Origin of the sequence: Nonomuraea purpurea (assembly GCF_042650645.1) — a bacterium.
GTDB lineage: Bacteria > Actinomycetota > Actinomycetes > Streptosporangiales > Streptosporangiaceae > Nonomuraea > Nonomuraea purpurea.
Genome location: NZ_JBHSBI010000026.1, coordinates 72,961 through 97,138, shown reverse-complemented (window position 1 = coordinate 97,138; position 24,178 = coordinate 72,961). Strand labels below are relative to the sequence as shown.

General features: G+C 70.0%; 24 protein-coding genes and 1 pseudogene. 14 read left to right on the top strand and 11 right to left on the bottom strand.

What is annotated here, in order from left to right; genetic code table 11:
• Positions 1-70: 70 nt before the first annotated feature.
• Positions 71-1,351, top strand: a complete 1,281-nt coding sequence (locus ACFOY2_RS38815) for an MFS transporter (protein ID WP_379533104.1) — start codon at positions 71-73, stop codon at positions 1,349-1,351.
• A gap of 5 nt (positions 1,352-1,356) precedes the next feature.
• On the opposite strand, the gene ACFOY2_RS38810 is transcribed toward ACFOY2_RS38815, so the two are convergent.
• Positions 1,357-2,487 carry an NAD(P)/FAD-dependent oxidoreductase gene (locus ACFOY2_RS38810; RefSeq protein ID WP_379533103.1) on the bottom strand — a complete coding sequence of 377 codons (1,131 nt, stop codon included), beginning with the start codon at positions 2,485-2,487 and terminating at the stop codon, positions 1,357-1,359.
• Positions 2,488-2,530: 43 nt separating this feature from the next.
• A complete protein-coding gene (locus ACFOY2_RS38805; protein WP_379533102.1) occupies positions 2,531-3,157 on the bottom strand; it encodes a hypothetical protein in 627 nt (208 codons plus the stop codon).
• 83 nt (positions 3,158-3,240) lie between these two features.
• On the opposite strand from ACFOY2_RS38805, the gene ACFOY2_RS38800 reads away from it, so the two are divergent.
• From ACFOY2_RS38800 to ACFOY2_RS38770, 7 genes are all read left to right on the top strand, one after another.
• Positions 3,241-3,870: an IclR family transcriptional regulator gene (locus ACFOY2_RS38800; protein WP_379533101.1), complete on the top strand. Its 630-nt coding sequence runs from the start codon at positions 3,241-3,243 to the stop codon at positions 3,868-3,870.
• 79 nt (positions 3,871-3,949) lie between these two features.
• Positions 3,950-5,119: a homogentisate 1,2-dioxygenase gene (locus ACFOY2_RS38795; RefSeq protein ID WP_379533100.1), complete on the top strand. Its 1,170-nt coding sequence runs from the start codon at positions 3,950-3,952 to the stop codon at positions 5,117-5,119.
• Positions 5,101-5,886, top strand: a complete 786-nt coding sequence (locus tag ACFOY2_RS38790; RefSeq protein WP_379533099.1) for a hypothetical protein — start codon at positions 5,101-5,103, stop codon at positions 5,884-5,886. The genes ACFOY2_RS38795 and ACFOY2_RS38790 overlap by 19 nt, the downstream gene beginning before the upstream one ends.
• Positions 5,883-6,989 (top strand): fumarylacetoacetase, encoded by a 1,107-nt coding sequence (gene fahA / locus ACFOY2_RS38785; protein WP_379533098.1) that lies wholly within the window; start codon positions 5,883-5,885, stop codon positions 6,987-6,989. Before ACFOY2_RS38790 ends, fahA begins: the two co-directional genes overlap by 4 nt.
• An 85-nt stretch (positions 6,990-7,074) precedes the next feature.
• Positions 7,075-8,247, top strand: coding sequence for a L,D-transpeptidase (locus tag ACFOY2_RS38780; protein ID WP_379533097.1), 1,173 nt, complete (start codon positions 7,075-7,077; stop codon positions 8,245-8,247).
• A 71-nt stretch (positions 8,248-8,318) separates the two neighbouring features.
• Positions 8,319-8,750 carry an NfeD family protein gene (locus tag ACFOY2_RS38775; RefSeq protein ID WP_379533096.1) on the top strand — a complete coding sequence of 144 codons (432 nt, stop codon included), beginning with the start codon at positions 8,319-8,321 and terminating at the stop codon, positions 8,748-8,750.
• Positions 8,751-8,753: 3 nt separating this feature from the next.
• Positions 8,754-9,830, top strand: a complete 1,077-nt coding sequence (locus ACFOY2_RS38770) for an SPFH domain-containing protein (protein ID WP_379533095.1) — start codon at positions 8,754-8,756, stop codon at positions 9,828-9,830.
• 157 nt (positions 9,831-9,987) lie between these two features.
• Here ACFOY2_RS38770 and ACFOY2_RS38765 read toward each other — a convergent pair whose 3' ends face one another.
• The 3 genes from ACFOY2_RS38765 to ACFOY2_RS38755 form a co-directional block, all read right to left on the bottom strand.
• Entirely contained in the window at positions 9,988-10,557 is a 570-nt protein-coding gene (locus ACFOY2_RS38765) for a hypothetical protein (protein ID WP_379533094.1), read from the bottom strand.
• Entirely contained in the window at positions 10,554-11,141 is a 588-nt protein-coding gene (locus tag ACFOY2_RS38760) for an RNA polymerase sigma factor (RefSeq protein WP_379533093.1), read from the bottom strand. Before ACFOY2_RS38760 ends, ACFOY2_RS38765 begins: the two co-directional genes overlap by 4 nt.
• Positions 11,142-11,364: 223 nt before the next feature.
• Positions 11,365-12,069 carry a phosphotransferase gene (locus ACFOY2_RS38755; RefSeq protein ID WP_379533092.1) on the bottom strand — a complete coding sequence of 235 codons (705 nt, stop codon included), beginning with the start codon at positions 12,067-12,069 and terminating at the stop codon, positions 11,365-11,367.
• Between the two features lie 481 nt (positions 12,070-12,550).
• Between ACFOY2_RS38755 and tdh the strand changes: the two genes are divergently transcribed.
• Together tdh and ACFOY2_RS38745 are read left to right on the top strand one after the other, a co-directional pair.
• Positions 12,551-13,651 (top strand): L-threonine 3-dehydrogenase, encoded by a 1,101-nt coding sequence (tdh, locus tag ACFOY2_RS38750; RefSeq protein ID WP_379533091.1) that lies wholly within the window; start codon positions 12,551-12,553, stop codon positions 13,649-13,651.
• Positions 13,651-14,820, top strand: a complete 1,170-nt coding sequence (locus ACFOY2_RS38745; protein ID WP_379533090.1) for a glycine C-acetyltransferase — start codon at positions 13,651-13,653, stop codon at positions 14,818-14,820. The genes tdh and ACFOY2_RS38745 overlap by 1 nt, the downstream gene beginning before the upstream one ends.
• A gap of 18 nt (positions 14,821-14,838) precedes the next feature.
• On the opposite strand, the pseudogene ACFOY2_RS38740 reads toward ACFOY2_RS38745, so the two are convergent.
• A pseudogene (locus ACFOY2_RS38740) lies at positions 14,839-16,283 on the bottom strand (alpha-L-fucosidase).
• A complete protein-coding gene (locus ACFOY2_RS38735) occupies positions 16,280-16,888 on the bottom strand; it encodes a TetR/AcrR family transcriptional regulator (protein WP_379533089.1) in 609 nt (202 codons plus the stop codon). Before ACFOY2_RS38735 ends, ACFOY2_RS38740 begins: the two are co-directional and overlap by 4 nt.
• 101 nt (positions 16,889-16,989) lie before the next feature.
• Here ACFOY2_RS38735 and ACFOY2_RS38730 point away from each other — a divergent pair, with 101 nt between their 5' ends.
• Positions 16,990-17,892: a LysR family transcriptional regulator gene (locus ACFOY2_RS38730; RefSeq protein ID WP_379533088.1), complete on the top strand. Its 903-nt coding sequence runs from the start codon at positions 16,990-16,992 to the stop codon at positions 17,890-17,892.
• A 22-nt stretch (positions 17,893-17,914) separates the two neighbouring features.
• Here ACFOY2_RS38730 and ACFOY2_RS38725 read toward each other — a convergent pair whose 3' ends face one another.
• Genes ACFOY2_RS38725 through ACFOY2_RS38710 form a run of 4 tightly spaced genes read right to left on the bottom strand, consistent with a single transcriptional unit; the run spans position 17,915 to position 21,414 of the window.
• Positions 17,915-18,550: a response regulator gene (locus ACFOY2_RS38725; RefSeq protein ID WP_379533087.1), complete on the bottom strand. Its 636-nt coding sequence runs from the start codon at positions 18,548-18,550 to the stop codon at positions 17,915-17,917.
• Complete coding sequence (locus tag ACFOY2_RS38720; RefSeq protein WP_379533086.1) at positions 18,547-19,785, bottom strand: sensor histidine kinase; 1,239 nt, start codon at positions 19,783-19,785, stop codon at positions 18,547-18,549. Before ACFOY2_RS38720 ends, ACFOY2_RS38725 begins: the two co-directional genes overlap by 4 nt.
• A gap of 7 nt (positions 19,786-19,792) precedes the next feature.
• Positions 19,793-20,497, bottom strand: coding sequence for an ABC transporter permease (locus ACFOY2_RS38715; RefSeq protein ID WP_379533085.1), 705 nt, complete (start codon positions 20,495-20,497; stop codon positions 19,793-19,795).
• Positions 20,497-21,414, bottom strand: coding sequence for an ABC transporter ATP-binding protein (locus ACFOY2_RS38710; protein ID WP_379533084.1), 918 nt, complete (start codon positions 21,412-21,414; stop codon positions 20,497-20,499). The genes ACFOY2_RS38715 and ACFOY2_RS38710 overlap by 1 nt, the downstream gene beginning before the upstream one ends.
• 174 nt (positions 21,415-21,588) lie before the next feature.
• Here ACFOY2_RS38710 and ACFOY2_RS38705 point away from each other — a divergent pair, with 174 nt between their 5' ends.
• From ACFOY2_RS38705 to ACFOY2_RS38695, 3 genes are read left to right on the top strand one after another with little or no spacing between them, the layout of a single operon-like run.
• Positions 21,589-22,143: an RNA polymerase sigma factor gene (locus ACFOY2_RS38705; RefSeq protein ID WP_379533083.1), complete on the top strand. Its 555-nt coding sequence runs from the start codon at positions 21,589-21,591 to the stop codon at positions 22,141-22,143.
• Positions 22,140-22,979 (top strand): hypothetical protein, encoded by an 840-nt coding sequence (locus ACFOY2_RS38700; protein WP_379533082.1) that lies wholly within the window; start codon positions 22,140-22,142, stop codon positions 22,977-22,979. Before ACFOY2_RS38705 ends, ACFOY2_RS38700 begins: the two co-directional genes overlap by 4 nt.
• Positions 22,980-23,001: 22 nt before the next feature.
• A complete protein-coding gene (locus ACFOY2_RS38695; RefSeq protein ID WP_379533081.1) occupies positions 23,002-24,174 on the top strand; it encodes an MFS transporter in 1,173 nt (390 codons plus the stop codon).
• The last annotated feature ends 4 nt before the right edge of the window (positions 24,175-24,178 follow it).

Sequence of the window (24,178 nt, the reverse complement as noted above, 5' to 3'; positions counted from 1 at the left end):
GGTCTTGTCACCTCCGTGACAAGAAATATTGGGGAGACAGCGGCGGAGGAGAACGGCAGAATTACTGAGTTTGGCCGTTTTTCCAGAGGGGTTCACGCCGGTGCACAGCTATCTCCGCGACCTCAGCCTGCTTCGAGACCGCCGGTTCTCGCTGCTGCTGGCGGCCAGGACGATCTCGGTCCTGGGCAACGCGTTCGCTCCCGTGGCGCTGGCGTTCGGCGTGCTGGACCTGCCCGGCGCGACCGCCACCTCGCTGTCGGTCGTGCTCGCCGCGCAGTCCGTGCCGATGATCGTGTTCATCCTGGTCGGCGGCGTGATCGCGGACCGGTTGCCGCGACAGCGGGTGATGATGGCCGGCGAGATCCTGATGGCGGCGGGGTACTTCGCGCTGGCGGCGATGCTGCTCACCGGCTGGACCCCGCTGGCCGCGCTGGGTGTGGCGGCGGCGGTGACCGGGGTGGCCGCGGCGATCACGTTCCCGGCGCTGACCGGCATCATCCCCGAGGTGGTGCCGCCCGACCGGCTGCAGACCGGCAACGCGCTGCTCGGCCTGGGCGCGAACGCCTCGCGCGTGGCGGGGGCGGTGCTGGGCGGCGGCACGGTGGTGCTGTTCGGCGGCGGCTGGGCCCTGGTGGTCAGCGGTGCGATGTTCGCCGTGGCCGGGGTGCTGATCGCGATGCTGCACCGGACGCCGGCCCCGGCGGACGATGGCGGCGCGAAGCACTCGGTGCTGGCCGACCTGCGGGACGGCTGGCGGGAGTTCAGCTCGCGGCAGTGGATCTGGGTGGTGGTCGCGCAGTTCTCGGTGCTGATCATGGGCATCCAGGCCGGGCACGGGGTGCTCGGGCCGCTGTACGCCAAGGAGAACCTGGGCGGTCCCGCCGCCTGGTCGGCGTTCCTGACGGGCGAGGCCGTCGGGACGATCGTCGGCGTGCTGGTCTCCCTGCGCGTGCGGCCGAGCCGGCCGATCCTGGTGGCGGTGCTGCTGTGCCTGCCGACGGCGCTGCCGTACGTGCTGCTCGGCCTGGACGCCCCGCTGTGGGCCATCGTGGCGGGGGCCTTCGTGCTCGGGGTGTGCTTCGACGTGTTCGGGGTGTTGTGGCAGACCACGATGCAGCGCGAGATCCCGGCCGAGTCGTTGTCGCGGGTCAGCTCGTACGACGCGCTCGGGTCGCTGATGTTCGGGCCGATCGGGCTGCTGCTGGCCGGGCCCGCCGCCGGGCTGTTCGGGACGGAGGCCGCGCTGCTCGGCTGCGCGGCCCTGGTCACGGTGTCCTCGCTGGCCGCCCTGCTCTCCCCCGGGGTGCGCGATCTTCGCGCGTCCCGGCTCGTTCACGCGGATGTGAAATAGGCGCCCTACCCGACCTGGCCGCTCGTCCTCAGGCCGCGTGACGGGGTCCGGTCGTGCAGGCCGAAACGGGGCTCGGGCTCGTGGTCGCCGTCCAGCACGCCCGCCACGTAGCCGGCCAGCGCGGGCGCGTGCTTGAACCCGTGCCCGGAGTCGCCGCCCAGCAGCCACACCCCGGGCGAGATCTCGGCGATCACCCATTCGGCGTCGGGCGTGAGCGGGTACTGGCACACCTGGCTGAACAGCACCGGAGAGTCGGCCAGCGTGGGGAACCTGCGCCGCAGGTAGGAGCGGGCCTGTTCGACGCTGCCCGCGTCCACCGCGCGCGGGCCGTGCTCAGGCTCGTACGGCGGCCCCTCGGCGTCGGAGGTGGCCTTCATCCCGACCCCGTCCACGTCGCCGTGCCCGTAGGCGGAGGCCCCGTAGTCCACCCAGGCGGGCGTCTCGGGGACCGACCAGGCGGACGGCACCGCGAAGTGCACCGTGTCCTGCTTGGTCACGGTGATCGGCACCTCGTCGAACAGGCCGGGCAGCCACGCGCCGCACGCCCACACCACCCGGTCGGCCCGCAGCGGCGCGCCGTCGACCTCGACCGCGTTCGTGTACGGCGCGTCGTCCCCTGCCACCGGCACCGCCCGCCCCCTGACCAGCCTGACCCCGGCCTCAACCGCCAGACCCGCCGTCACCTGGGTGGCCCGCCTGGCCCTGAGCACGCCCGCGTGCGGCTCCCAGAGCAGGAAGCTGAGGTCGTCGCCCCGGAAGTCGGGGAAGAAGCGGCTCCCCTCGGCCGGGTCGAGCAACTCGCAGTCGATGCCGAGCTCCTTCAGCACGCGGGCGCTGGCCCGCTCCCACCCGTCGGGCGTCCTGGCGAACCAGACCATGCCGGCCTCGTGGTACAGCCGCTCGCCTGCCCGCTCCTCCAGCCGCCGCCAGCCGCTCCTGGCCTGCCAGGCCAGGCCGGCGTACCAGGCGTCGGATCCGTGCGCGCAGCGCAGCAGCCGCGTCTCCCCCGCGCTGGCCTGGCGGACGTGGCCCGGCTTGTGCTGCTCGACGAGCGTCACCTGCCAGCCGGATTCGGCCAGCCGCAACGCCAGTGACGACCCCCAAATGCCCGCTCCTACCACAATGACCGATTTCATGAGAACACGGTGACCACAGACCGCCCCGGATGGCAAGGCTCGTTCAGACGATGATCAACCGGACCACGACGCCCGCGCAGTTGCCCGCCACGCAGATGCGCACCGGCACCTCCGACAGGCCCGCGGCGGCGGGCACCCCGCCCACGTGGCCGTCGGGGCCGATCGTCACGCCCTTCGGCAGCTTGGCGTGGTCGGTCACGGTGAAGGTGGGCACGACGCCCGTCGGGCCGCCGTTGACGCCGATCTCGCCGTGCAGCGCCACGCCCGCCTTGCCGGGGAAGGTCAGCTCGCGCGGCTCCCAGGGCACGTTGCTCAGCACGATCAGGGTGAGCTTGTGCTCCTTGCAGGAGCGGCCGGCGCAGATGTGGACCGGGACGACGTAGGTGCCGGGGCGCTGCGGCCTGCCGTGCAGCCTGCCGTCGCGGTCGACCTTGACCCCGACGGCGAGGTAGGCGGGGCGGAAGGTCAGGCCCTTGGTGGTGGGCAGCAGCGACTGGCTCGCCTCGATGCCCTCGGTGAGGTAGAAGGTGTTCTCGACCAGGGTCTGGCCCGGGTGACTGAGCGGGAGCCTGCGCGCCATGTTGACCATGGGGGTGGTGAGCGAGGGGACGGCGGCCGTCAGGGCGCAGATGAGCAACCCGGCCGGCAGAAGCACCCACCTTCGCCGCATCGTCACCCCCCTGGCTCGCTCTTTCGTTACCTACCCCTTCACGGCCCCGCGTCACTACATAGCGTCACGACATAATCGAACGCATGGCCGCTGAATCCGCCCAGACCCTCGAACGCGGGCTTCGCCTGCTGAGACTGCTCGCCGACGGCAGGGGCGGGCGCACTCCGACAGAGCTGAGCGCGGAGTTGTCGCTGAGCCGTCCTGTGGTGTACCGCCTGCTGACGACGCTGCTCAACGAGGGCTTCGTGCGCAGGGACGGCGAGGGGCGGGTGCATCTGGGGTTCGGGCTGCTGGTGCTGGCCCAGGCCGTGCAGCCGCTGTTGCGCGCGGCGGCGCTGCCGACGCTGCGGCGGCTGGCCGAGCAGGTCGGCGCGACCGCGCACCTGACCGTCGCCGAGGGCGACGACGGGCTGGCCGTGGCGGTGGTGGAGCCGTCCTGGACCGACATGCACGTGGCCTACCGCGAGGGCTCGCGGCATCCCTTGGCCAAAGGCGCTGCTGGGCGGGCGATCCTGGCGCTTCGCGAAGGGCGTGGCGACTACTTCGTGTCAGAGGGGCAGTTGCAGGAAGGGGCTCGGGGCGTCGCCGCGCCCGTCACCGGGTTGCCCTGGCTGGAGGCGTCGGTGGGGGTGGTGACGTTCGGGCCGCTGGAGGAGTCGACCGGGCCGAGGGTGGTGGAGGCGGCGGCCGAGCTGGCCGCGGCACTGGGTTGACATCGCCGAACCGATGGCGGACGGTTAGTTTCATATAAAGGACGCTAACGTCCGCTTAACGGACATCTTGGAGGAGCGGATGCCGTACTACCGGGTCGTTGGGGAGGTGCCGCGCAAGCGGCACGTGCAGTTCAGGCGGCCGGACGGCGGTCTGTACGCGGAGGAACTGATGGGCGAGGAGGGGTTCTCCTCCGACTCCTCGCTGCTCTACCACCGCCACCTGCCGACCGCGATCGTCAAGGCGGAGGCGGTCACGCCCCGGGCCGAGACACGGCTGGAGCCCAACCTGCCGCTCTCGCCGCGTCACTTCCGCACCCAAGAGCTGACGAGCGCCGGCGACCTGGTCATGGGGCGCATGCCGCTGGCGGGCAACGGCGACGTCCGATTGTCGTACGCCACGAGCGAGCGGCCCAGCGAGCTCTACCGCAACTCGATGGGCGACGAGTGCGTCTACGTCCAGCGCGGCAACGTGCGCTTCGAGTCCACCTACGGCGTGATCGAGGCCGGCGAGGGCGACTACGTGGTCATCCCGACCGGCACGATCCACCGGTGGGTGCCCGACGGCCAGGTCAACGTGCTGGCCATCGAGGCGGCCGGGCACATCAGGCCGCCCAGGCGCTACCTGTCGCAGTACGGGCAGTTCCTGGAGCACGCGCCCTACAGCGAGCGCGACCTGCGCGCCCCCGCGGAACCGCTGCTCGCCTCCGGCGAGGAGGTGCCGGTGCTGGTGCGCACGCGGGGCGGGCTGAGCCGGCTCGTCTACCGCGACCACCCGTTCGACGTGGTCGGCTGGGACGGGTGCCTGTATCCGTTCGCCTTCAACATCAACGACTTCGAGCCGATCGTGAAGAGGACGCACGCGCCGCCGCCGGTGCACCAGACGTTCGAGGGGCCGGGGTTCGTGGTGTGCTCGTTCTGCCCTCGGCCGCTGGACTTCCATCCCGAGTCTGTGCCGATCCCCTACAACCATCACAACGTGGACTCCGACGAGTTCATGTTCTACGTGGGCGGCGACTACTCGGCCCGTCAGGGGTCCGGCATCGACATCGGCTCGATCTCGCTGCATCCGGCCGGGTTCACCCACGGGCCGCAGCCCGGCGCGGTCGAGGCGGTCATCGACGCGGTCTCGCGCGGTGTTACGGCCACCAGCGAGATGGCCGTCATGATCGACACCTTCCGCCCGCTCGACCTCGGGCAGGGCGCGCTGGCCTGCGAGGATCCCGAGTACGCGTGGACCTGGGCACGATGAGCGTCTACACCGCACTGATCGACGACGCGGGCCTGTTCCCGCCGACGTCGCTGCACATGGACGAGGCGCTGGCCCGCAACCGCCGCGACCTCGAACACGGCTGCTCCGTGCTCACCAACCGCTTCCTGTGCCCGGGCAGCCGGCTCGACCGGCTGCGCAGCATGGCCTTCCGTCCCCGGCGCATCGGCCTGATCCTCGACACCCGGGAGGTGCCGGCCTTCGACGACCTGCCCGTCGACTTCGTCGAGGCGGCGCTGCCCGCAGACACCACCGTCGAACAGCTGGTCCAGAAGCTGGGGCTGCCCGCCCACGTGCGGCTGTTCGTCGAGGTGGCGCCGCGCAGGATGGCCATCGACGTGCCCGACGGCGTGGGGCTGAAGGTGCGCTGCGGCGGCGCGACGGGGGAATCCTTCCCCGCGGTGGAGCATCTGGCCACGTTCATCAGGTTCTGCGTGGAGCACGACGTGCCGTTCAAGGCCACGGCCGGGCTGCACCACGCCGTGCGCCACTTCGACCCCACGCTCGGCGTCGACCGGCACGGCTTCCTCAACCTGCTGCTGGCGGTCTGCGAGGCCGTGGAGGGGCGCGATCCCGTGCCCGTCCTGCGCAGCACCGACGTGGGCAATCTCGTCCGTCTGGCGCGGACCGTACAGGAGGACACCGCGAAACGGGCGCGGCGGCTGCTGGTGAGTTACGGTTCGTGCAGCACCAGCGCGCCCATCGAGGACCTGCGCGCGCTCGGCCTGATCGAGGAGGACAGCCGGTGAACTGGGGCGTGGACAACCTGCCGTACGGCGTCTTCTCCAGTCACGGGCGCGAGCCCAGGGTGGGCGTGCGCTACGGCGACAGGGTGCTCGACCTGGCGTCCGCGCTGCACGACGAGGTGTTCGCCACCCCCTCGCTCAATGCGTTCATGGCCCGCGGCCGCGCGGCCTGGCACGACACCAGGACGCTGATCAGGAACAAGCTCACGGGCGACCTGTCCGTCACCGAGCGGCACCTGATCCCGCTGGCGCAGGTGGAGCTGCACCTGCCGTTCGAGGTGGCCGACTACGTCGACTTCTACTGCTCGATCGACCACGCGAGCAACATCGGCAAGATGTTCCGCCCCGGCACCGAGCCGCTGCAGCCCAACTGGCGCCACCTGCCGGTCGGCTACCACGGCAGGTCGGGCACGATCGTGGTGTCGGGCACGCCGGTCAGGCGCCCGCACGGGCAGCTCGGGGCGGGCGTGTTCGGGCCGTGCGCGAAGCTGGACATCGAGGCGGAGCTGGGGTTCGTGGTGGGGGCGCCCACCGATCCCGGCTCTCCCGCCGGGGCCTTCGAGGATCACGTCTTCGGGGTGACGCTGGTCAACGACTGGAGCGCGCGTGACATCCAGTCGTGGGAGTACGTGCCGCTCGGGCCCTTCCTGGCCAAGTCGTTCGCCACGTCGATCTCGCCGTGGATCACGCCGCTGGAGGCCCTGCCCAGGATCCCCGGCCGCGCCCAGGACCCCGAGCCCGTCGGCTACCTGCGCAGGCGGGCCGACTGGGGGCTGGACCTCACCCTCGACGTGCTGTTGAACGGGGAGGTCGTGTCGCGGCCCCCGTACGCGTCCATGTACTGGACGCCTGATCAGATGCTCGCGCACATGACGGTGAACGGGGCCCGCCTGCGTACCGGGGACCTGTTCGCCAGCGGCACAATCTCGGGGCCCGAGCGCGACGAGCGCGGCTCGTTGATCGAGCTCAGCTGGAACGGGAGCGAGCCGATCAAGCTGGCCGGCGGTGAGACCAGGACGTTCCTGCAGGACGGCGACACGGTGACGATCCGGGGGTCGGCCGGTGGGCTGGCGTTGGGCGAGGTGACCGGCACCATCGTTTCCTGATTTTTCCGACATGTAACTTGACGTGCTCGCGCCGTGACTCCCCGCTACCCTGGGACCACCCCTTCCCTCGGAAAGCAGGACTCCCATGCGGCGTGCCGTGCCGATGATGCTCGTCGTCCTCCTCCTGGCGTGCGGCTGCGCCGCCGTGACGGCCGAGACGCCGTCCGCGCCGCCCGTCGTGCGGGTCTCACCGGCCCTCGACAGCAGGCACGCCAGGACCGACCACGGCGTGGTGGTCACGGCGCTCGGCGGCACGCTCAGCCGGGTCCTGGTCTACGAGGGAGGCGAGCCGGTGCCGGGCCGGCTCGACGGCTCCCGCACGATCTGGCGCTCCGACTGGACGCTCAAACCCTCGGCCGAGTACACCGTGAACGCCACGGCCGCGGGCGAGGCGGGCCCGGCCACCGTGGCGACGGGCCGTTTCCACACCCGCGCGGCGCAGCGCACGTTCCAGGTCGCCTCCACCACACCCCTGCCCGGCGAGACGGTCGGGGCCGGCATGCCGGTCATCATCGACTTCGACGGCCCCATCACCGACAAGGCCGCCGTCGAGCGGGCGCTCGAAGTCACCGCCGCCACCCCGGCCGAGGGCGCATGGCGGTGGACCAGCGACACCCAGGTGATCTACCGCACCCGCCGGTTCTGGGCGGCCAGGCAGCAGGTCACGGTCAGCGCCCACCTGGCCGGGGTGCGCGGCGGCCCCGGCCTGTACGGCGCCACCGACTCCACCTTCGCCTTCACCGTCGGCCGCAGGCAGACCAGCGTGATCGACACCAAGGCCCACGAGATGATCGTCGAGCGCGACGGCGAGGTCGTGCAGCGCATGGCGATCAGCGCGGGCAACGCCACGACCCGTGAATACACCACGACCAGCGGCGTCCATCTGACCATGGACAAGGGAAATCCCGTACGCATGATCTCGCCGGGGCGGCAGGAGGGCGATCCCGGCTTCTACGACATCATGATCGATCATGCCGTGCGCATTTCCAACAGCGGCGAATACGTGCACGCCAAGGACAACGTGTGGGCCCAGGGCCGGGTCAACGTCAGCCACGGCTGCGTCAACGCGCGCCCCGATCAGGCGGCCTGGTTCTACGACAGTTCCCTGCGCGGCGACCCGGTGATCATCACCGGAACCGGCCGTGAGCTGGAGTGGGACAACGGATGGGGTTTCTGGCAACTCCCCTGGGAGAAATGGACATTGGGGAGCGCGCGTCGTGACGCCGATCCCGCAGGTGGATGGGTGTCGAAAAGGTAAAACCAGGATTACCGTAGAAAAGGGGAAACACTAGCGAAGACAGGCCCGTTGTCCTAGTAGGAGGGCCGGACATGGATGAATGGATCATCTGGGTAATCCTCGCAGTCGTTCTCGGCATGGCCGAACTGTTCACACTCACGGCCGCATTCGGGCTCCTGGGAGTGGCTGCGCTGCTGACCGCCGCCACCGCGGCCATCGGGTTGCCAGTCCCCCTGCAGTTACTCTTCTTCGCCGTCTCGTCCGCGGCCGGCCTGGTGGTGCTGCGGCCGATCGCGATGCGCCACATCAGACAGCCGCCGCTGCAACGGTTCGGGGTCGAGGCACTCGTCGGCAAGCCCGCGTACGTGGTCGTCGAAGTGACGGGCCGCGACGGGCGAGTGCGCGTCGCAGGCGAGGAGTGGTCCGCACGTGCCTACGACGAAACCCTGGTGATCCCCACGGGGGCGACCGTAGACATCATCGAGATCGAAGGGGCGACAGCCCTCGTATATCCCCGGGAGTGAGTCATGGATCCGCTGTTCCTGGTCGGGCTGCTGATCATCCTGTTCGCGGTGTTCACCGTGCTGAAGGCCGTCAGGATCGTCCCGCAGGCGCGGGCGCGCAACGTCGAACGGCTCGGCCGCTACCACCGCACGCTCAAACCTGGCCTCAACTTCGTCATCCCCTACATCGACCGCGTCTACCCCACGATTGACCTGCGCGAACAGGTCCAGTCCTTCCGCCCGCAGCCCGTCATCACCGAGGACAACCTGGTGGTCGAGATCGACACGGTCCTCTACTTCCAGGTCACCGACCCCCGGGCGGCGGCGTACGAGATCGCCAACTACATCTTGGGCGTCGAACAGCTCACCGTCACCACGCTGCGCAACGTGGTCGGCTCCATGGACCTCGAAAAGACCCTGACCTCCCGCGACGCCATCAACAGCCAACTGCGCGGCGTCCTCGACGAGGCCACGGGCAAGTGGGGGCTGCGCGTCAACCGCGTCGAGATAAAGGCCATCGACCCCCCAAAAACCATAAAAGACGCGATGGAGAAGCAGATGCGGGCCGAGCGTGACAAACGCGCCGCCGTCCTCAACGCGGAAGGCCAGCGCCAGTCGCAGATCCTCACCGCCGAAGGCGACAAGCAGAGCCGCATCCTGCGCGCAGAAGGCCAGCGCACCGCCGCGATCCTGGAGGCCGAAGGCCAGTCACGCGCCATCGACCAGGTCTTCCAGGCCGTCCACCGCAACGACCCCGACCCGAAACTGCTCGCCTACCAGTACCTGCAGGTGCTGCCGCAACTCGCCCAGGGCGAAGGCAACACCTTCTGGGTCATCCCCAGCGAGGTCACCTCGGCCCTGCAGGGAGTCTCCAAGGCCTTCACCGAGGCCCTGCCCCGGTCGGCGGCCACGCGGGAAGAGGTGCCGGAAACATCGGAGATGGACGAGGACGTCGCCAAGGCCTCAGAAGCCGCCGCCGAAGCGGTGGCCGACGCCCAGGAGGCCGAAAGCCCCAAGGGCCCGCGCCAGCTCACGCAGGGGGGCCAGGAACCGGACCCGCTGGCCGACCTGGAGCGCAAACCCACGGAAGCCGAACGCTGACCGCTCCTTGCCGGTCGTTCTTCCCGCGAGCGATCGGCAAGGAACTCCGGCGGTGCACCATCACCTATGCGGCTTATCCAACCTTGGAACACCGACGTTCTTCACGACGATGCCCGCCGCACCATTCGTGCGACGGGCATCGTTCAACAATCCCGGATCAGTGGGACAGCGGCGCGTCCGTCGTGTCCACCAGTTCGCAGTCGGCGATCGGCCCCTCGCCGACCCTGGCCCAGATGCCCGCCACGGTTCCAGCGCCCGTTTCCGAGACGCTGAACTCCAGCACTCCCGTCTGCCCCGGGCCGATCACCTTGGGGTCGATGACGAATCCAGGCTCGTCGCGCGGCGCCTGGAACGCCGACAGCGGCGCCTCCTCCGGGCTGAGGAAGTGGCTGCTGCGGGGCTGCGGGCTGCACTTCTTGCCGTGCGGGATGTAGTCGACCACCACGTTCGCCCCCATGTCCCGCAGGTCCTGCTGGAGCTTCTTCGGGTCCTTGGCCTCGTTGATCGTGATGTGGATGAGGCCGTCGGCGCGCTTGTCCAGCGCGTACGCGGGAGTCCCGAACAGCAGGGGCACCGCCACGGCGGCGGCGGCCGCGAGCCCCACGGCGGGGGCCAGGACGGCAAGGCGGGGGCGGCGGCGGGGACGCCGGTCGATCTCGGTCATGACGAACTCCTTGAGCAGTCGGTGACGGCCCTCGGGAAGATCGCGTTCGGCCGGCCAGTTCATTGGATCTCCTCCTTGTCGGGGCCTCGGTCACCTATTACCTGTCGGTTCGCCGGAGGCGGTTCCCCGGCTGCGGCGAGTCTTTTGCGCGCACGTGACAGCCGGGACCTGACCGTGCCCACCGGGATGCCGAGCGCCTCGGCCGCCTGGGCGTAGTCGAGGCCCGCCAGGACACATAGCGCGAACACGTCCTGCTCGTGGCGGCGTAAGCGCCCGTACGCCTGGCGGACGGCGGCGAGGCGTTCGGCGTCGTCGATGCGGCCCACGACCTCGTCCGCGAAGTCGGGCACCGCCTCGTCCCTGGGCATCCGGGCCAGGGCGTCGTCGTGGCGGCGGGCGGCGCGGCGGACGTTGCGGGCGACGTTGGTGGCGATGCCGAGCAACCACGGCTTCAGCGAACCTCCTTCCGCGTCGATCCTGCCGCGCAGCCGCCAGGCTTCGAGGAAGGTCAGCGCCATTATGTCTTCGGCGGTGGACCAGTTTGCGGTCAGCCTGAAGGCGTGGTTGTAGACGGCCTTCGAGCATTCGTCGAAGAGCTGCTCGAAGGCGGCTCTGTCTCCATCACGTATTCGGCCGCGTAACGACATATCCACATTTATCTACTGTCCGCCCCGCCCCTCAGGTTCCCGCCCACATCCGCCCTGCGGATCGGGCCAGGTGAAGGAATGGGAGCTGTGCACCCGCACGGCCTGATGCGCGAGCGCCCCGGACAACGCGAACGGGTCAGGCCGCCGGACAGGGCCCACCACGCCCGCCTGCCGCATCTCCCGCGTGATCTGCCGACGCGTACCCAGTCGCGGAGCGGCGTCGTCAGGGATGGGCCGTTGCGATGAGGCGTCGCAGTGCCGCCTGGGCCGGTGGGCCCCACGTGGCCTTGCCGCCTGGCCGGCCGTGGACACCGGCGTCGCCGACGTGGAGGCCGACGAGGGCGCGGATCACGGCCCATCCGCGGGCGCGGCGACGGGTCGCGGCGTCCGGGGTCGGCTGGTAGGCCGCGTAGAAGAGGTCGGCGGCGCCGTCCGGCAGCAGGGTCCAGGCGGCGGCGAGGTCGACGGCCGGATCGCCGGCGAACAGGGCACCGAAGTCGACCACGCCGCAGAGGGCGCCGTCCGCGGTCAGGACGTTGGCCGGATGCAGGTCGCCGTGGAGCCAGAGCGCCGGGCCGGCACCGCGCGTGACGGGGGCGCGGTCGGCGGGCTCGCCTGGAACCCAGGTGGTGACGATCCAGGGCCGCGGAAACCGCGGCGAGGGCTCGCCGAGGCGTTGCGGAACCGGAACAGGCAAAGGAAGGCGCGGGGCGGGGGCGGGCAGCCAGGTGTGCTCCTTGAGCAGCAGCTCGTCCGCGATCTCCCCCACCCAGGGCAACCGGACGGCGAGGTCGTCGCCGAGCCGCCAGAGCTGGTTGGCCCAGCCAAGCGCGCCGAGCCGCACCGGGCGATCGGCCAGGTCGGGGTGCTGGTCACGCAGCAGATCCCGCACCAACTCCGCGGTGATCTCGATCTCGGTGTGAGTCATGCGGAGTAACAGTAGCCGGATGGCGGCCTGCCCATTCCGACTATTGGAGGGGAGCCGGCTCGTGACTCAGCAGGAGGTGCGAAAAGTCTTCACGCCGACTTGGGACGGCGCCCACGTGAGTCCGTCATTGGATGACGTGGGAGGTTACTGCATGCACTTGTCGGCCTCATTCCAATAGGGCTTGTTCGACGGCGTGAGGCCCTCTTCCGTTTCGCTTCCGTACCGTTGAGAATTACGCCTGCCGATAATTACATAAGCCCAGATAATGGGTTTGCAGGTGTAGGTTCGGCGTGCGCGAGCTTCGGCCACCGGAGCCGCGAGCCGCCCATGCGGGATCCCACCGCCCTTGAGAGCCCTTCTGGCGTTCCCCTGACCACCACATGAAGCAAACCTGTGGGGGCACTTAAGAATCCCTCGATGGACACGCTCGAAGGAGAACGGGCACAGTGCGTTAGGTTCGGACTAGGGGGAATGCGAAGCCATGAAAGCGCTGGTCAAGGAGACGGCCGAGCCGGGCCTCAGGTTGATGGACGTGCCGGAGCCGGAGGTGGGGCCGGGCGAGGTGAAGATCCGGGTTCTGCGAACGGGCATCTGCGGCACCGACCTGCATATCAGGAAGTGGGATGACTGGGCGCGGCATACCCTCAAGCTCCCGCTCATCGTCGGGCACGAGTTCTCCGGCCAGGTCGTCGAGGTGGCCCCGGGCGTCGAGGACGTGGCCGTGGGCGACCTCGTCAGCGGTGAGGGTCACCTGGTCTGCGGCAAGTGCCGCAACTGCATGGCCGGCCGCCGGCACCTGTGCCGCAACACGGTCGGCCTCGGCGTCAACAGGGACGGCGCCTTCGCCGAGTACCTCACGCTTCCCGCCTCGAACGTCTGGGTCCACCGGCTCGCGGTCCACCCCGACGTGGCGGCCATCTTCGACCCGTTCGGCAACGCCGTCCACACCGCCCTGTCCTTTCCCCTGGTCGGCGAGGACGTGCTGATCACGGGCGCGGGCCCGATCGGGCTGATGGCGGCGGCCGTGGCCACGCACGTGGGCGCGCGCAACGTGATGATCACCGACGTCAGCGACGAGCGGCTCGATCTGGCCCGCAAGCTCGGCGTCTCCCTGGCGCTGAACGTCTCCCGTTCCGGCATCGCCGAGGGCATGCGCCGGCTCCACCTTCGGGAGGGCTTCGACGTGGGCCTGGAGATGTCGGGCAACCCGGCGGCCGTCCGCGACATGATCGCGAACATGACCCACGGCGGGAAGATCGCCATGCTCGGGCTGCCGTCCGAGGAGTTCGCCATCGACTGGGCCACGGTCGTCACCTCCATGCTCACGATCAAGGGCGTGTACGGGCGCGAGATGTTCGAGACCTGGTACAACATGTCCGTCCTGCTGGAGAAGGGCCTCGACCTCACTCCGGTGATCACCGACCGTTTCTCCTACCAAGACTTCGACGCCGCCTTCGACACGGCCGCGAGTGGCCGAACGGGCAAGGTCATTTTGGACTGGAGCGGAGGAGCTCGGCCGGAGAGAGCGAGGAACGAGCCAACGGAGGCCGAAGCGGCCGCGACCATGGACAGGAGCGCTTGATGTTCACGAACGTGCGCCAGCAGTTGCGTACCACGCTCGACGAGATCACCGAGGCCGGGCTGCTCAAGCCTGAGCGCGTGATCACCACCCCGCAGGGTTCCCAGGTCAGTGTGGCCGGCCGTGAGGTCCTGAACTTCTGCGCCAACAACTACCTGGGTCTGGCCGACCATCCCGACGTGGTCGAGGCGGCCAAGCAGGCGCTGGACCGGTGGGGGTTCGGCATGGCGTCCGTACGGTTCATCTGCGGCACCCAGGAAGTCCACAAAGAGCTCGAAACCCGCCTGTCGGACTTCCTCGGCATGGAAGACACCGTCCTGTACAGCTCGTGTTTCGACGCGAACGGCGGCGTGTTCGAGACCCTGCTCGACGCCCAGGACGCGGTGATCTCCGACGCGCTCAACCACGCCAGCATCATCGACGGCATCAGGCTCTCCAAGGCCCAGCGCCTCCGGTACGCCAACCGCGACATGTCCGAGCTGGAGGCCAGGCTCAAGGAGTCATCGGACGCGCGGCGGCGGTTGATCGTGACCGACGGCGTGTTCTCCATGGACGGATATGTCGCCCCGTTGCGGGAAATCTGCGACCTGGCCGACCGGTACGACGCCATGGTCATGGTCGACGACTCCCACGCCGTCGGCTTCGTCGGCCCGACCGGCCGGGGCACGCCCGAGCTGCACGGCGTCACCGACCGGATCGACATCATCACCGGCACGCTCGGCAAGGCGCTCGGCGGGGCCAGCGGCGGCTACGTGGCGGCCCGCAAGGAGATCTGCGAGCTGCTGCGCCAGCGTTCGCGCCCCTACCTGTTCTCCAACTCCCTCGCCCCCGTCATCGCCTCGGCGTCGCTGCGCATCCTCGACCTGCTGGAGACCTCGAGCGAGGCCCGCGAGCAGCTCCGCGCCAACACGGCCCGCTTCCGCGGCGAGATGAGCGCGGCCGGGTTCGACATCCTGCCCGGCGACCACCCGATCGTGCCCGTGATGATCGGCGACGCCGCGAAGGCCAGCGCCATGGCCGATCGCCTGCTCGATCTGGGCATCTACGTGATCGGCTTCTCCTACCCCGTGGTGCCGCACGGCCAGGCCAGGATCCGGGTGCAGCTCTCGGCCGCCCACTCCACCGAGGACGTCGACCACGCCGTGCGGGCGTTCGTCCAGGCTCGGGGGTGAGCACCCGCTCGTTGTGGGCTAGCGAGTGATCGTCAAGGTGTGGGCGGGTGCGAGCTGCGCCGGGATCTCGATCTCCACGTCGGCGCCGCGCTGTTCCCACGCCAGCTCCCCGGGCGCGCCGAGCAGCCCGACGTGGGTGTCCGGGGGGAGCGTCAGGTCGCGGACGACGACGGGTCCGGGCCGCAGGCCGGCGAGGACGACGGCGTAGACGCGGTCGCCCGCCTGGGTGAAGCGGATCTCGCTCCCGTCGGCGGTGACCGCACGTGTGCGGTTCCACGGCCGTGTCCCGAAGATCGCCTCCCCGTTGGTCTCCAGCCACCGGCCCAGCTCGCGCAGGGGCTCCTGCTGGATCTCGGGGATGCGCCCGTTGCCGTCGGGGCCGACGTTGATGAGCAGGTTGCCACCCTTGCTCACGACGTCCACCAGCAGGTGGACGAGGTCGGCGCCGCCGAGCAGGTCGGCCCTGGTCTCCTGGGCGTTGTAGCCGAAGGAGGTGCCGAGGCCGCGCGTCAGCTCCCAGGGGCGCGGGATCACCTCCTCAGGGCAGCTGTACTCGTGCGTCTCCACGTCGAAGTGGAACGCCGGGGGCTTGACCGGCAGCTTCTTCCCGCTCTTGGCGAGCATCTTCAGCGTCGCGCCGATGAACTTGAGGTAGAGGAAGCGGCCGATGGGGTTGCGCGGCATGCCGAGCTGGGTCCAGCGGTCGTTGACCACGCCGTCGGCGACGGTGTCGTAGTAGTGGGCGAAGATCTCGTGCTGGTCGATCTCCGCGGGCCAGCCCATGTCGTTCCAGAGGATCGACGGCTCGTACCGGTCGATCAGTTCCCGCCACTGCGCGGCCGCGTAGCGCGCGTACTCGGGGCCGAGGGCCTGTTGTTCCATGAGGTCGGGCATGGTGCGGACCGGCTTGTCGGTGAACGTCCAGTCGATGCCGCCACCGTAGTAGAGCCCCATCCGCAGCCCTTCGGCTCTGACGGCCTCGGTGAGATCGCCGACGAGGTCGCGGGAGGCCCGGTAGTCGGCGGGCATGTGCGGGTTCGGCACGTTCGTGGGCCACAGTGGGAAGCCGTCGAGGTGCCTGGCATGACGACGTACTGGGCGCCCGCGCCGGCGAAGAATCGCGCCCAGTCGCCGAAGTCGACGTTCGCCGCCGCGTCGTCGAACTGCCGGCGGAAGCCGGTGTAGGGGAAGTCTTCGCCGTACGTCCGCGCGTGGTACCGGGCGGTGGGCGAGCCGGGCACACGCAGCGCGTTGAGGTACCACTCGGCGTAGGGCATGTCGCCCCCGGTGTCCTTCATCGCCGTGAGGTCGTTCATGAAGCTCAGGAAGTCGCCCGCCTCGGTGTCGGCGTAGGCGGGGACGGAGTACAGGCCCCAGTGGATGAAGACGCCCAGCTTCGCGTCCTGGTACCAGCTGGGGATCGGCCGTGTGTCGAGCGAGGCTTTGTCCGGCCGGTAGTTCACGGTATCTCTCCTGATGTAGCAAGGCGCACAAGAGTGCGCAGTTCGTGCTCGTAACTGGTCAGGTCGAAGTCGGGCTCCACGCTGAGCACGCGCAGGATGCCGTCACGCATGGAGCGGATGGCGATCGCGACGGACCGTGGGTGGAACGCGCGGAACTCTCCCTGCCGCTGGCCCTGGACGAGCAGGTCTTCCAGCGCGTCGATATCGGCCTTCATGATCTTGGCGAGGGTGGTGCGCGAGCCGGCGGTGATGTCCAGCACGGCCACCAGGTGCTTGCGGTGGGTGCGGATGAAGTCGAGGTTGGCGCTGACGAAGGCGTCAAGCCGGGCGGCGGGGGCGAACTCGGCGTCGACGCGTTCGCGGACATGTCCGGCGAACGCGGTCATGACCTCGTCGACGATGGAGTCGATGAGGTCCTGCCGGTTGGCGAAGTGGTAGGTGATCAGCCCGGTGCTGCTCAGCCCGGCCTTCGTGGCGATCCTGGCGAACGACGCCTTGGCGTAACCCTCGTCGGCGATCACCTCGACGGCGGCCTCGACGATCTGCGCCCGTCTGGCCTGCTCGGTCAGCGACCGTTGCTCGGGTGAGCTGTTTTTTGCTCGCACAAGCAAACCCTAACGCACAGTCAGCGACGGAACGGCAGCGAAGTGCCCGAACGGCGCCTTCAGCATCATCCTGGACGTCCGCGCACAAGTATCCTCACAGCGTGATAGACACGCGGCGGCTGCGCACCCTGCGCGCGGTGGCCGACCACGGCACGGTCACCGCCGCGGCGGCGGCACTGCACCTGACCCCGTCGGCGGTGTCCCAGCAGCTCGTCGCGCTGGAGCACGAGGTTGGCCACCGCCTGTTCACCCGTGACGGGCGCGGCGTCCACCTGACCGCCGTCGGCAAGATCATGCTCGGCCACGCCAACGAGGTCCTCGCCCAGCTCGAACGCGCCGAGGCAGAGGTGGCCGCCTACACCACGGGCGCGGCGGGCGAGGTCACCGTGGCCTGCTTCGCCACCGCGATCAGCGCGGTGCTCTCCCCCGCCATCGCGGCCCTGCGGGCCACGAACCCCGGTCTGCGCGTACGCGTGCTCGACGCCGAGGGCGACCACGGCCTGGCCATGCTGCTGGACGGCGAGGCCGACCTGGCCATCGCGGTCGAGTACCGGGGCGCCCCCGACGCCGCCGACCGCCGGATCTCCCGTTCGCCCCTGTACGCGGAGCCGTTCGATCTGGTGCTTCCCCACGACCACCCCGAGGCCGAGTCGGCGACCCTGGTGTCGCTGGCCGACGAGACCTGGATCGGCCCCTATCCGGGCAATCCTGTGCATGATGTGATCACGTTCGCGTGCCAGCAGGCGGGGTTCACGCCGAACCTGGCCCACTGCTCCGACGACTTCCGCGCCGTGGTCGCCCTGGTCGGGGCGGGGTCGGGGGTGGCGCTCGTGCCCCGGCTGGCGCTACGTGACATGACGCTGACCGGAGTCGTGGTGCGTCACACGCCGGGGCCTGAACGCCGCGTCTTCGCCGCCGTACGCCGAGGCGCCGACTCCCATCCCCTCCTGAGCCCGCTCAGGTCGGCACTCCGGACGGTCGCCCGTTCGCTCGGCACGGGGTGAGCTCGGCACGGGGTGAGAGGAATCAGGCCCGGTTGAACAGCCCTCGCTCAAAGGCCACAGCGACGGCGGCGGCGCGGTCGTTGACGCCGAGCTTGGCGTAGATGTGCAGCAGGTGGCTTTTCACGGTGGCCTCGCTGATGAACAAGCGGGAAGCGGCCTCGCGGTTGGTGGAGCCGCGGGCGATCAGCGCGAGCACCTCCAGCTCGCGTGCGCTCAGCGGATCGGACGGCGCGCGCACCTGGCCGATCAGCCGGGTGGCCACGGAGGGAGACAGAACTGCCTGGCCGCGCGCGGCGGCCCGCACGGCGCGGACCAGTTCCTCGGGCATCGCGTCTTTCAGCAGGTAGCCGGTCGCGCCCGCCTCGATGGCCGGAAGCACGTCGCTGTCGGTGTCGTAGGTGGTCAGCACCAGGATCCTGGCCGTGCTGCCGCGCTCGGCCAACCGCCTGATCGCGGTGACCCCGTCGGTGCCCGGCATCCGCAGGTCCATCAGGATCACGTCGGGCCGCAACTCCTCGGCGAGGCTGACCGCCTGCGCGCCGTCACCCGCGACCCCGACCACCTCGAAGCCCGGCTCGCCGGTGAACATGCCGCGCAGGCCGTCGCGGACGATGGGATGGTCGTCGACGACGATCAGCCGGATCGGGGGCTCGCTCATCGGGGCTCCTGAGCCGGGACGGTGGCCGAGACGGCGGTGCCGGCGCCGGGCTCCGACTCGACCTCCAAGCTGCCCGCCAGCCTGGTCACGCGCTGCCGCATGGAGGTCATGCCGAAGCCGCCGCTGTGGGCGCCCAGGACGAACCCGGCGCCGTCGTCGCGCACGTCCAGCGTGACCACGTCGTCCATGTACGACACGGTGACGCCGACCCGGGCGGCGCCCGCGTGCTTGCCCACGTTGGCCAGGGCCTCCTGCGCCACTCGCAGCAGGGTCACCTCCACCTCGGGGTGCAGCGGCCGGGCCGTGCCGGTCGTGGCGAACTCGGTCCGCACGCCGTGGATGTCCTCCCACCGTTTGGCCACCTCCGCCAGCGCCTCCGGCAGCCGGGCGGACTCCAGCTCGGCCGGTCCGACGGCGTGCACCGACCGGCGGGCCTCGGCCAGGCTGTCCCTGGCCAGCCGTGCGGCGTTGTCGAGGTGGCGCTGCCACACCGCCGGGTCCTCCTTGGCCCGGGAGGCCGCCTGGACCTGGGTGATGATCCCGGCCAGTCCCTGCGCCAGCGTGTCGTGGATCTCCCGTGCCATGCGTTGGCGCTCGTCGGTGGCGCCTGCCTCGCGGGCCTGCAGGAGGAGCTGGGCCTGGAGCCCGGCGTTCTCCCGCATCGTCTCCTCCAGCTTGGCGTTGGTCTCGGCGAGCTGATCGACCATCTTCTTTCTGCGGACACTCTGGTCGGCGGTCACATCACCGAAGGTGCTGAACAGGACGACCAGGACCACGATGGCGACGATGAACAGCACGTAGGAGGAGATGATGGCCGGGTCAGGGCCGGGCAGCCCGCCGGAGTAGCCGGTGACCGCGGCCACCGCCGTCGCGGCCACACCCACGATTCGCCATCGCCCACGCAGCAGGTGCCAGGAGTGCACGTAGCCGGTGAAGGCGAAGAAACCGGCGAACCATGGGCTGAGCAGGCCCAGCGCCGCGACGAACGCCACCAGCCCGGCGATGTAGAGGCCCGCCGCCTTGCCGTTCGCCATCCGGTCAGGGTGCAGCGTGACCATCCACAACATCCATCCCGCGGCGAGCGCGCTCAGCCCCAGGACGCCGAACCGCTGCTCCCACGAGAGGTCCCCGGCGAGCAGCGCGAGCGCCGCCGAGACGGCCAGCAGCACGTAAGGAAGGACAGCCAGACCGGTGGCCACCCGCCCTTCCGCGGTGTCGAGCGCGTCGGATGACATCGCCGACTTACTCCCAGCGGAAGAAACGGGCCGCGACCAAACCGATGACCAGCGCATATGCCGCCATTATCGCAAGAAGTAGGGGCTGTGTCGCCGCCCCGCTCCAGGCGTCGTGGACGGCCTGCCTGAACAGGCCGAGCGGAGTGAACTCGCCGATCGCGGCCAGCAGCTCGGGCATGGCCTCCTTGGGCTGCATCAGGCCGCCGAGGAAGGCCAGCGGGAAGTAGAGCAGCACGCCGACACCGTTGGCGGCGCGCCCGCTCGCCGCGGTCGCGGCGATGAGCAGGCCAACCGCGAAGATCGCCGAGGTACCGAGCAGGAAGGCGGCCACCATCGCCACGACGCGGGCGGGCGGGGACGCCTGGAAGATCACCACCGAGACCGCGACGAGCACCGCCGAGGCCAGCATCGCGAACACGAGCTGGAGGATCATCTGCACGCTCAGCAGGGCGCCCGGGCTGACCGGCGTGGTGGACAGCCGGCGCAGGATGCCCCGCTCCCGATAAGTGGCCAGGGTGGTGGGCACCATGTAGAGCCCCACCAGCCCGACCGCGATCGTCATCGACATCGAGGGCAGCGTGGTGTCCCCCGGGCCGGCCCCGCTGCTGAAGATCACCAGGATGAAGAGCGGGACCGCCATGCTGAAGAGCGCGGCGGGGTCGCGCAGCAGCAGCTTGGACTCGACCTTGGCGAGTTTCGAAAAGCCCGTCATCAGATCTCCTGGGTGTCGAAGGCACGGCCGGTCAGGGCGACGAAGGCGTCGTCGAGCGTGTGCTGCTCGACCCGCAACTCGGCCACCGGGACCTGGGCACGGGCCAGCGCGGAGGTCACCACGCCCGCGAAGTCCCCTCGGCCCGCGACGATCACCCGGTCGCCGGAGCGGGTCACCGACACCACCCCCGGCAGCGCCGTCAGCACCGCGTCGTCGAACGGCCTCAGCGGCCGGAACCGCAGATGCTCGTCGGCGTCCACGGCCGAGATCAGGTTCGAGGGAGTGTCCAGAGCGACGATCCGTCCGCGGTCGAACACCGCGACCCGGTCGCACAGCTCCTCCACCTCGTCCATGTAGTGGCTGACCAGGACGACCGTCACGCCCGCCGCCCGGATCCGCTTGATCAGCTCCCAGGTCACCCGGCGCGCGGCCGGATCCAGCCCCGTGGTCAGCTCGTCCAGGAAGACCACCTTCGGGTCGCCCACCAGCGCCAGCGCAATGAACAGGCGCTGCTTCTGCCCGCCCGACAAGGCGCCGAACCTGGCCTGGCGCTTGTCGGCCAGCCCCCACTCCTCCAGCAGCTCACGCCAGTCCTTGGGCGCGCGGTAGAAGGAGGCGTACAGGTCGAGCGCCTCCCACACCTTGATGTTCTCCGGCAGGAGCGACTGCTGAAGCTGCACGCCGACCTGGTGGCTCAGCTCCCGTCGATCCTTGACCGGGTCGAGGCCGAGCACCCTGATCGATCCCGAGTCGGGCCGCCGCAATCCCTCGGCGCACTCCACCGTCGTCGTCTTACCCGCCCCATTGGGCCCGAGGATGCCGAAGATCTCGCCCTGCTCCACGGAGAAGGACACCTCGTTCACCACTGGGAGCCTGCCATACCTCTTGACGAGGGCGTTCGCCTCGATGACTGCCATGCACCCACCCTGGCCGGACACCCCCTCGCCCCGAATCGCCCGCCCAGCCAGGATCCGCTGCTGATACGGCTCAGCGCAGAATCCACCGATCGGTTGATGCATTCTGCGAAACACTCCGACTTAGCCGGACATCTCCAGAGGTGTGTTGATTCACCTAACGGAAGGAATTGCCCCATGGGGCCACCCGAAGCCGGGCCCGAACAGCGCTTCGAGGAGATCTACATGACGTGCTACCCCGCCGTCGCCACCTATGTCAGGCGGCGGGCCACCTCGCCCGACGACATCGCGGACGTGATCGCGGAGACGTTCACGACGGCCTGGCGCCGGATCCGTGACATCCCCGAGGGTGACGAGGCCCGGCTCTGGCTGTATGGGGTCGCCCGCCGCGTCCTGGCCAACCACTTCCGCGCCGAGGAACGCCGGACCGCCCTGGCCGTACGGCTGCGCGAGGAAACCACGACCTGGACGCACTCCGCCGCCGGCCACGACAGCGCCGCCTACCAGGCGTTCAAACGGCTGTCGGACGACGACAGGGAGCTGCTCGCGCTGGCCGCCTGGGAGGGGCTGAGCGGGCCCGAGATCGCGAAGGTACTCGGCTGCTCACGCGGTGCCGCCAGGATCCGGCTGCACCGCGCCCGCAAGCGGCTGGCCAAGGAGCTGGCCGACATCGACCCGGACCTCACCGCCTACGGCGAACGTGCCGTCGCCCTCGCGAAAGGCCAGTCATGAAACAGGACATCGACCGCGTCGTCGCGCGATTCGCCCCACCACCCGTCACCGATGTGAGCGAGGGCGCCAAGGATCTCATGCACGAGATCATGGCGGCCGAGTCGCCCGCCGAAGCCCGCCGCAGGCCGCGCCGGTGGGTCGCCATTCCGGCGGGCGCGCTGCTGACCGCCGCAGCCGTCGCACTGACCTGGATGTTGCCGAACTCCACCGCCAGCGCGCTGGACATCGAACGGGAAGGCGACTACTACGTCATCCAGATCAAGGACCTGTATGCCGACCCGGACAGCTACAAGACGCAGCTGCGCACCGTCGGGCTCGACGTCTCGCTCAAAGTGATCCCCGCCACGGCCGCCTTTGAGGGCCAGGTGTTCCCGACAAGCCCGGACAACAAGTACATCACCGAAATCACGGGCATCTACCCACCTGGCCCGTGCGACAAGCTGGACGGCTGCGCCATCGGGGTGAAGATTCCCGTCGATTTCAAGGGCACGGCCAGCATCGAGATCGGCAGAAAGGCCGAACCGGGCGAGCGCTACCAGTCCTTCACCACCTGGGACGTCAAGGGCGAGCCTATGCACTGCGTCCCGTACCGCAACAAGACCGTCGCCGAGGTGCGGGGCATGCTGAAGGAGCGCGGAATCCGCATCGAGGAGTTCGTGGTCCGCGAGCCCACCAGCAGGGACTACGAGATGGAGGACACCGTGCCCGACTCCTGGCTGGTGACCAACGGGAGCCTCCACGAACCGGGCGTCGCCACGGTCCACGTGTACAAGACAGGAATGCCCCAGGAGATCGTCGACCGGCTCAACAAGGCCAACGGGTGTCCCTCGTCCTGATCTTGGGGCTAGTTTCGGTGGTATGAGCGGATCCGGGGGCGTGCCATACCGCAGGTTGTTCGGCCTTCCCGGAGTGCCCGCGCAGGCCCTCCTGGGGTTCCTGGCGCAGCTCACGCAGCAGGTCGCGCCCGTCGGGATCGTGCTCGTGGTGAGCTACTCCGGCGGCTCGCTGGCCCTGGCCGGGCTGATCGCGGCGGCGTTCGGCGTCGGAGCGGGCATGGGACGGCCGGTGCAGGGCCGGTTCATGGACCTGCGCGGGACGCGTCCCGTACTGGACTTCACCGCCCTGACCCACGTAGCGGCGCTCGTGGCCCTCGTCGTGGGGGCGGGGAACTGGCCCTGGTGGACGATCGTGGCGCTGGCCTGGATCGCGGGGCTCGGGCTGCCGCCGATCTCCGTCAGCATGCGGGTCGAGTGGGGCCGCCGCATGGCCGACGAGGGGCGGACGACCGCCTACAGCCTGGTGTACCTGGTGCAGGAGCTGGCCATGCTCGTGGGGCCGCTGCTGTTCGGTCTGCTGGTCGCGGTGGCCTCGGCGTCATTGTCTCTGGGGGCGGTGGCCGTGGCGACGGGGGCCGGCACGGTGGCCTTCTCCCGCGCGCTGCGGGTCAGCGTGGCGCCGGCCGCTCGCGGTCGTGGCCGGGTGTCCTGGGATCTGCGGATGGTGGTGCTGATGGTCGTCGTGCTGCTGGTCGGAGGGACCCTCGGGGCGCTGCAGGTCGGGATTCCTGCGCTGGCCGCAGCCCGGGACCTCCCCGCGGCGACCGGGCTGCTGGTGGCGGCGCTCTCGCTCGGCGGGATCACGGGGGCCGCCGTCTATGGGGCCCGTTCGTGGCGGGCCGGGGTGGAGGCGCGGCTCGTCGGGCTGCTGCTGGTGCTCGGGGTCGTATTGGCGCCGCTGGTGCTGGTGGAGGCGTGGCCGCTGTTATGGCTGGGGCTGTTCGCCGGGGGGACGGTGTTCACCCCGCTGCTGACGACGATGTCGCTGCTGGTGGACGAGATCGCGCCGGACGCGCCGGCGGAGGCGTTCGGCTGGGTCTCCACGGCACTCGGAGTCGGCGCCGCCGCAGGGTCGGGGGCGGCCGGGGTGGTCGGGGAACGATTCGGCCCCTCGGCGCCGTTCCTCGCGGGTGCGGCGTTCGCGCTGATGGGGGCGGGTCTGGCGACGATCCTGCGCAAACGACGCCGCACCTGACGGG

Bases quoted from the DNA above. Each gene is read 5' to 3' on its own strand.
- tdh (WP_379533091.1), top strand. From the start codon at position 12,551: ATGAAAGCGCTGGTCAAGGAGACGGCCGAGCCGGGCCTCAGGTTGATG.
- ACFOY2_RS38780 (WP_379533097.1), top strand. From the start codon at position 7,075: ATGCGGCGTGCCGTGCCGATGATGCTCGTCGTCCTCCTCCTGGCGTGC.
- ACFOY2_RS38775 (WP_379533096.1), top strand. From the start codon at position 8,319: ATGGATGAATGGATCATCTGGGTAATCCTCGCAGTCGTTCTCGGCATG.
- ACFOY2_RS38695 (WP_379533081.1), top strand. From the start codon at position 23,002: ATGAGCGGATCCGGGGGCGTGCCATACCGCAGGTTGTTCGGCCTTCCC.
- ACFOY2_RS38770 (WP_379533095.1), top strand. From the start codon at position 8,754: ATGGATCCGCTGTTCCTGGTCGGGCTGCTGATCATCCTGTTCGCGGTG.
- ACFOY2_RS38810 (WP_379533103.1), bottom strand. From the start codon at position 2,487: ATGAAATCGGTCATTGTGGTAGGAGCGGGCATTTGGGGGTCGTCACTG.
- ACFOY2_RS38715 (WP_379533085.1), bottom strand. From the start codon at position 20,497: ATGACGGGCTTTTCGAAACTCGCCAAGGTCGAGTCCAAGCTGCTGCTG.
- ACFOY2_RS38720 (WP_379533086.1), bottom strand. From the start codon at position 19,785: ATGTCATCCGACGCGCTCGACACCGCGGAAGGGCGGGTGGCCACCGGT.
- ACFOY2_RS38745 (WP_379533090.1), top strand. From the start codon at position 13,651: ATGTTCACGAACGTGCGCCAGCAGTTGCGTACCACGCTCGACGAGATC.
- ACFOY2_RS38795 (WP_379533100.1), top strand. From the start codon at position 3,950: ATGCCGTACTACCGGGTCGTTGGGGAGGTGCCGCGCAAGCGGCACGTG.
- ACFOY2_RS38705 (WP_379533083.1), top strand. From the start codon at position 21,589: ATGGGGCCACCCGAAGCCGGGCCCGAACAGCGCTTCGAGGAGATCTAC.
- ACFOY2_RS38760 (WP_379533093.1), bottom strand. From the start codon at position 11,141: ATGTCGTTACGCGGCCGAATACGTGATGGAGACAGAGCCGCCTTCGAG.
- ACFOY2_RS38805 (WP_379533102.1), bottom strand. From the start codon at position 3,157: ATGCGGCGAAGGTGGGTGCTTCTGCCGGCCGGGTTGCTCATCTGCGCC.
- ACFOY2_RS38725 (WP_379533087.1), bottom strand. From the start codon at position 18,550: ATGAGCGAGCCCCCGATCCGGCTGATCGTCGTCGACGACCATCCCATC.
- ACFOY2_RS38700 (WP_379533082.1), top strand. From the start codon at position 22,140: ATGAAACAGGACATCGACCGCGTCGTCGCGCGATTCGCCCCACCACCC.
- ACFOY2_RS38710 (WP_379533084.1), bottom strand. From the start codon at position 21,414: ATGGCAGTCATCGAGGCGAACGCCCTCGTCAAGAGGTATGGCAGGCTC.
- ACFOY2_RS38765 (WP_379533094.1), bottom strand. From the start codon at position 10,557: ATGAACTGGCCGGCCGAACGCGATCTTCCCGAGGGCCGTCACCGACTG.
- ACFOY2_RS38755 (WP_379533092.1), bottom strand. From the start codon at position 12,069: ATGACTCACACCGAGATCGAGATCACCGCGGAGTTGGTGCGGGATCTG.
- ACFOY2_RS38800 (WP_379533101.1), top strand. From the start codon at position 3,241: ATGGCCGCTGAATCCGCCCAGACCCTCGAACGCGGGCTTCGCCTGCTG.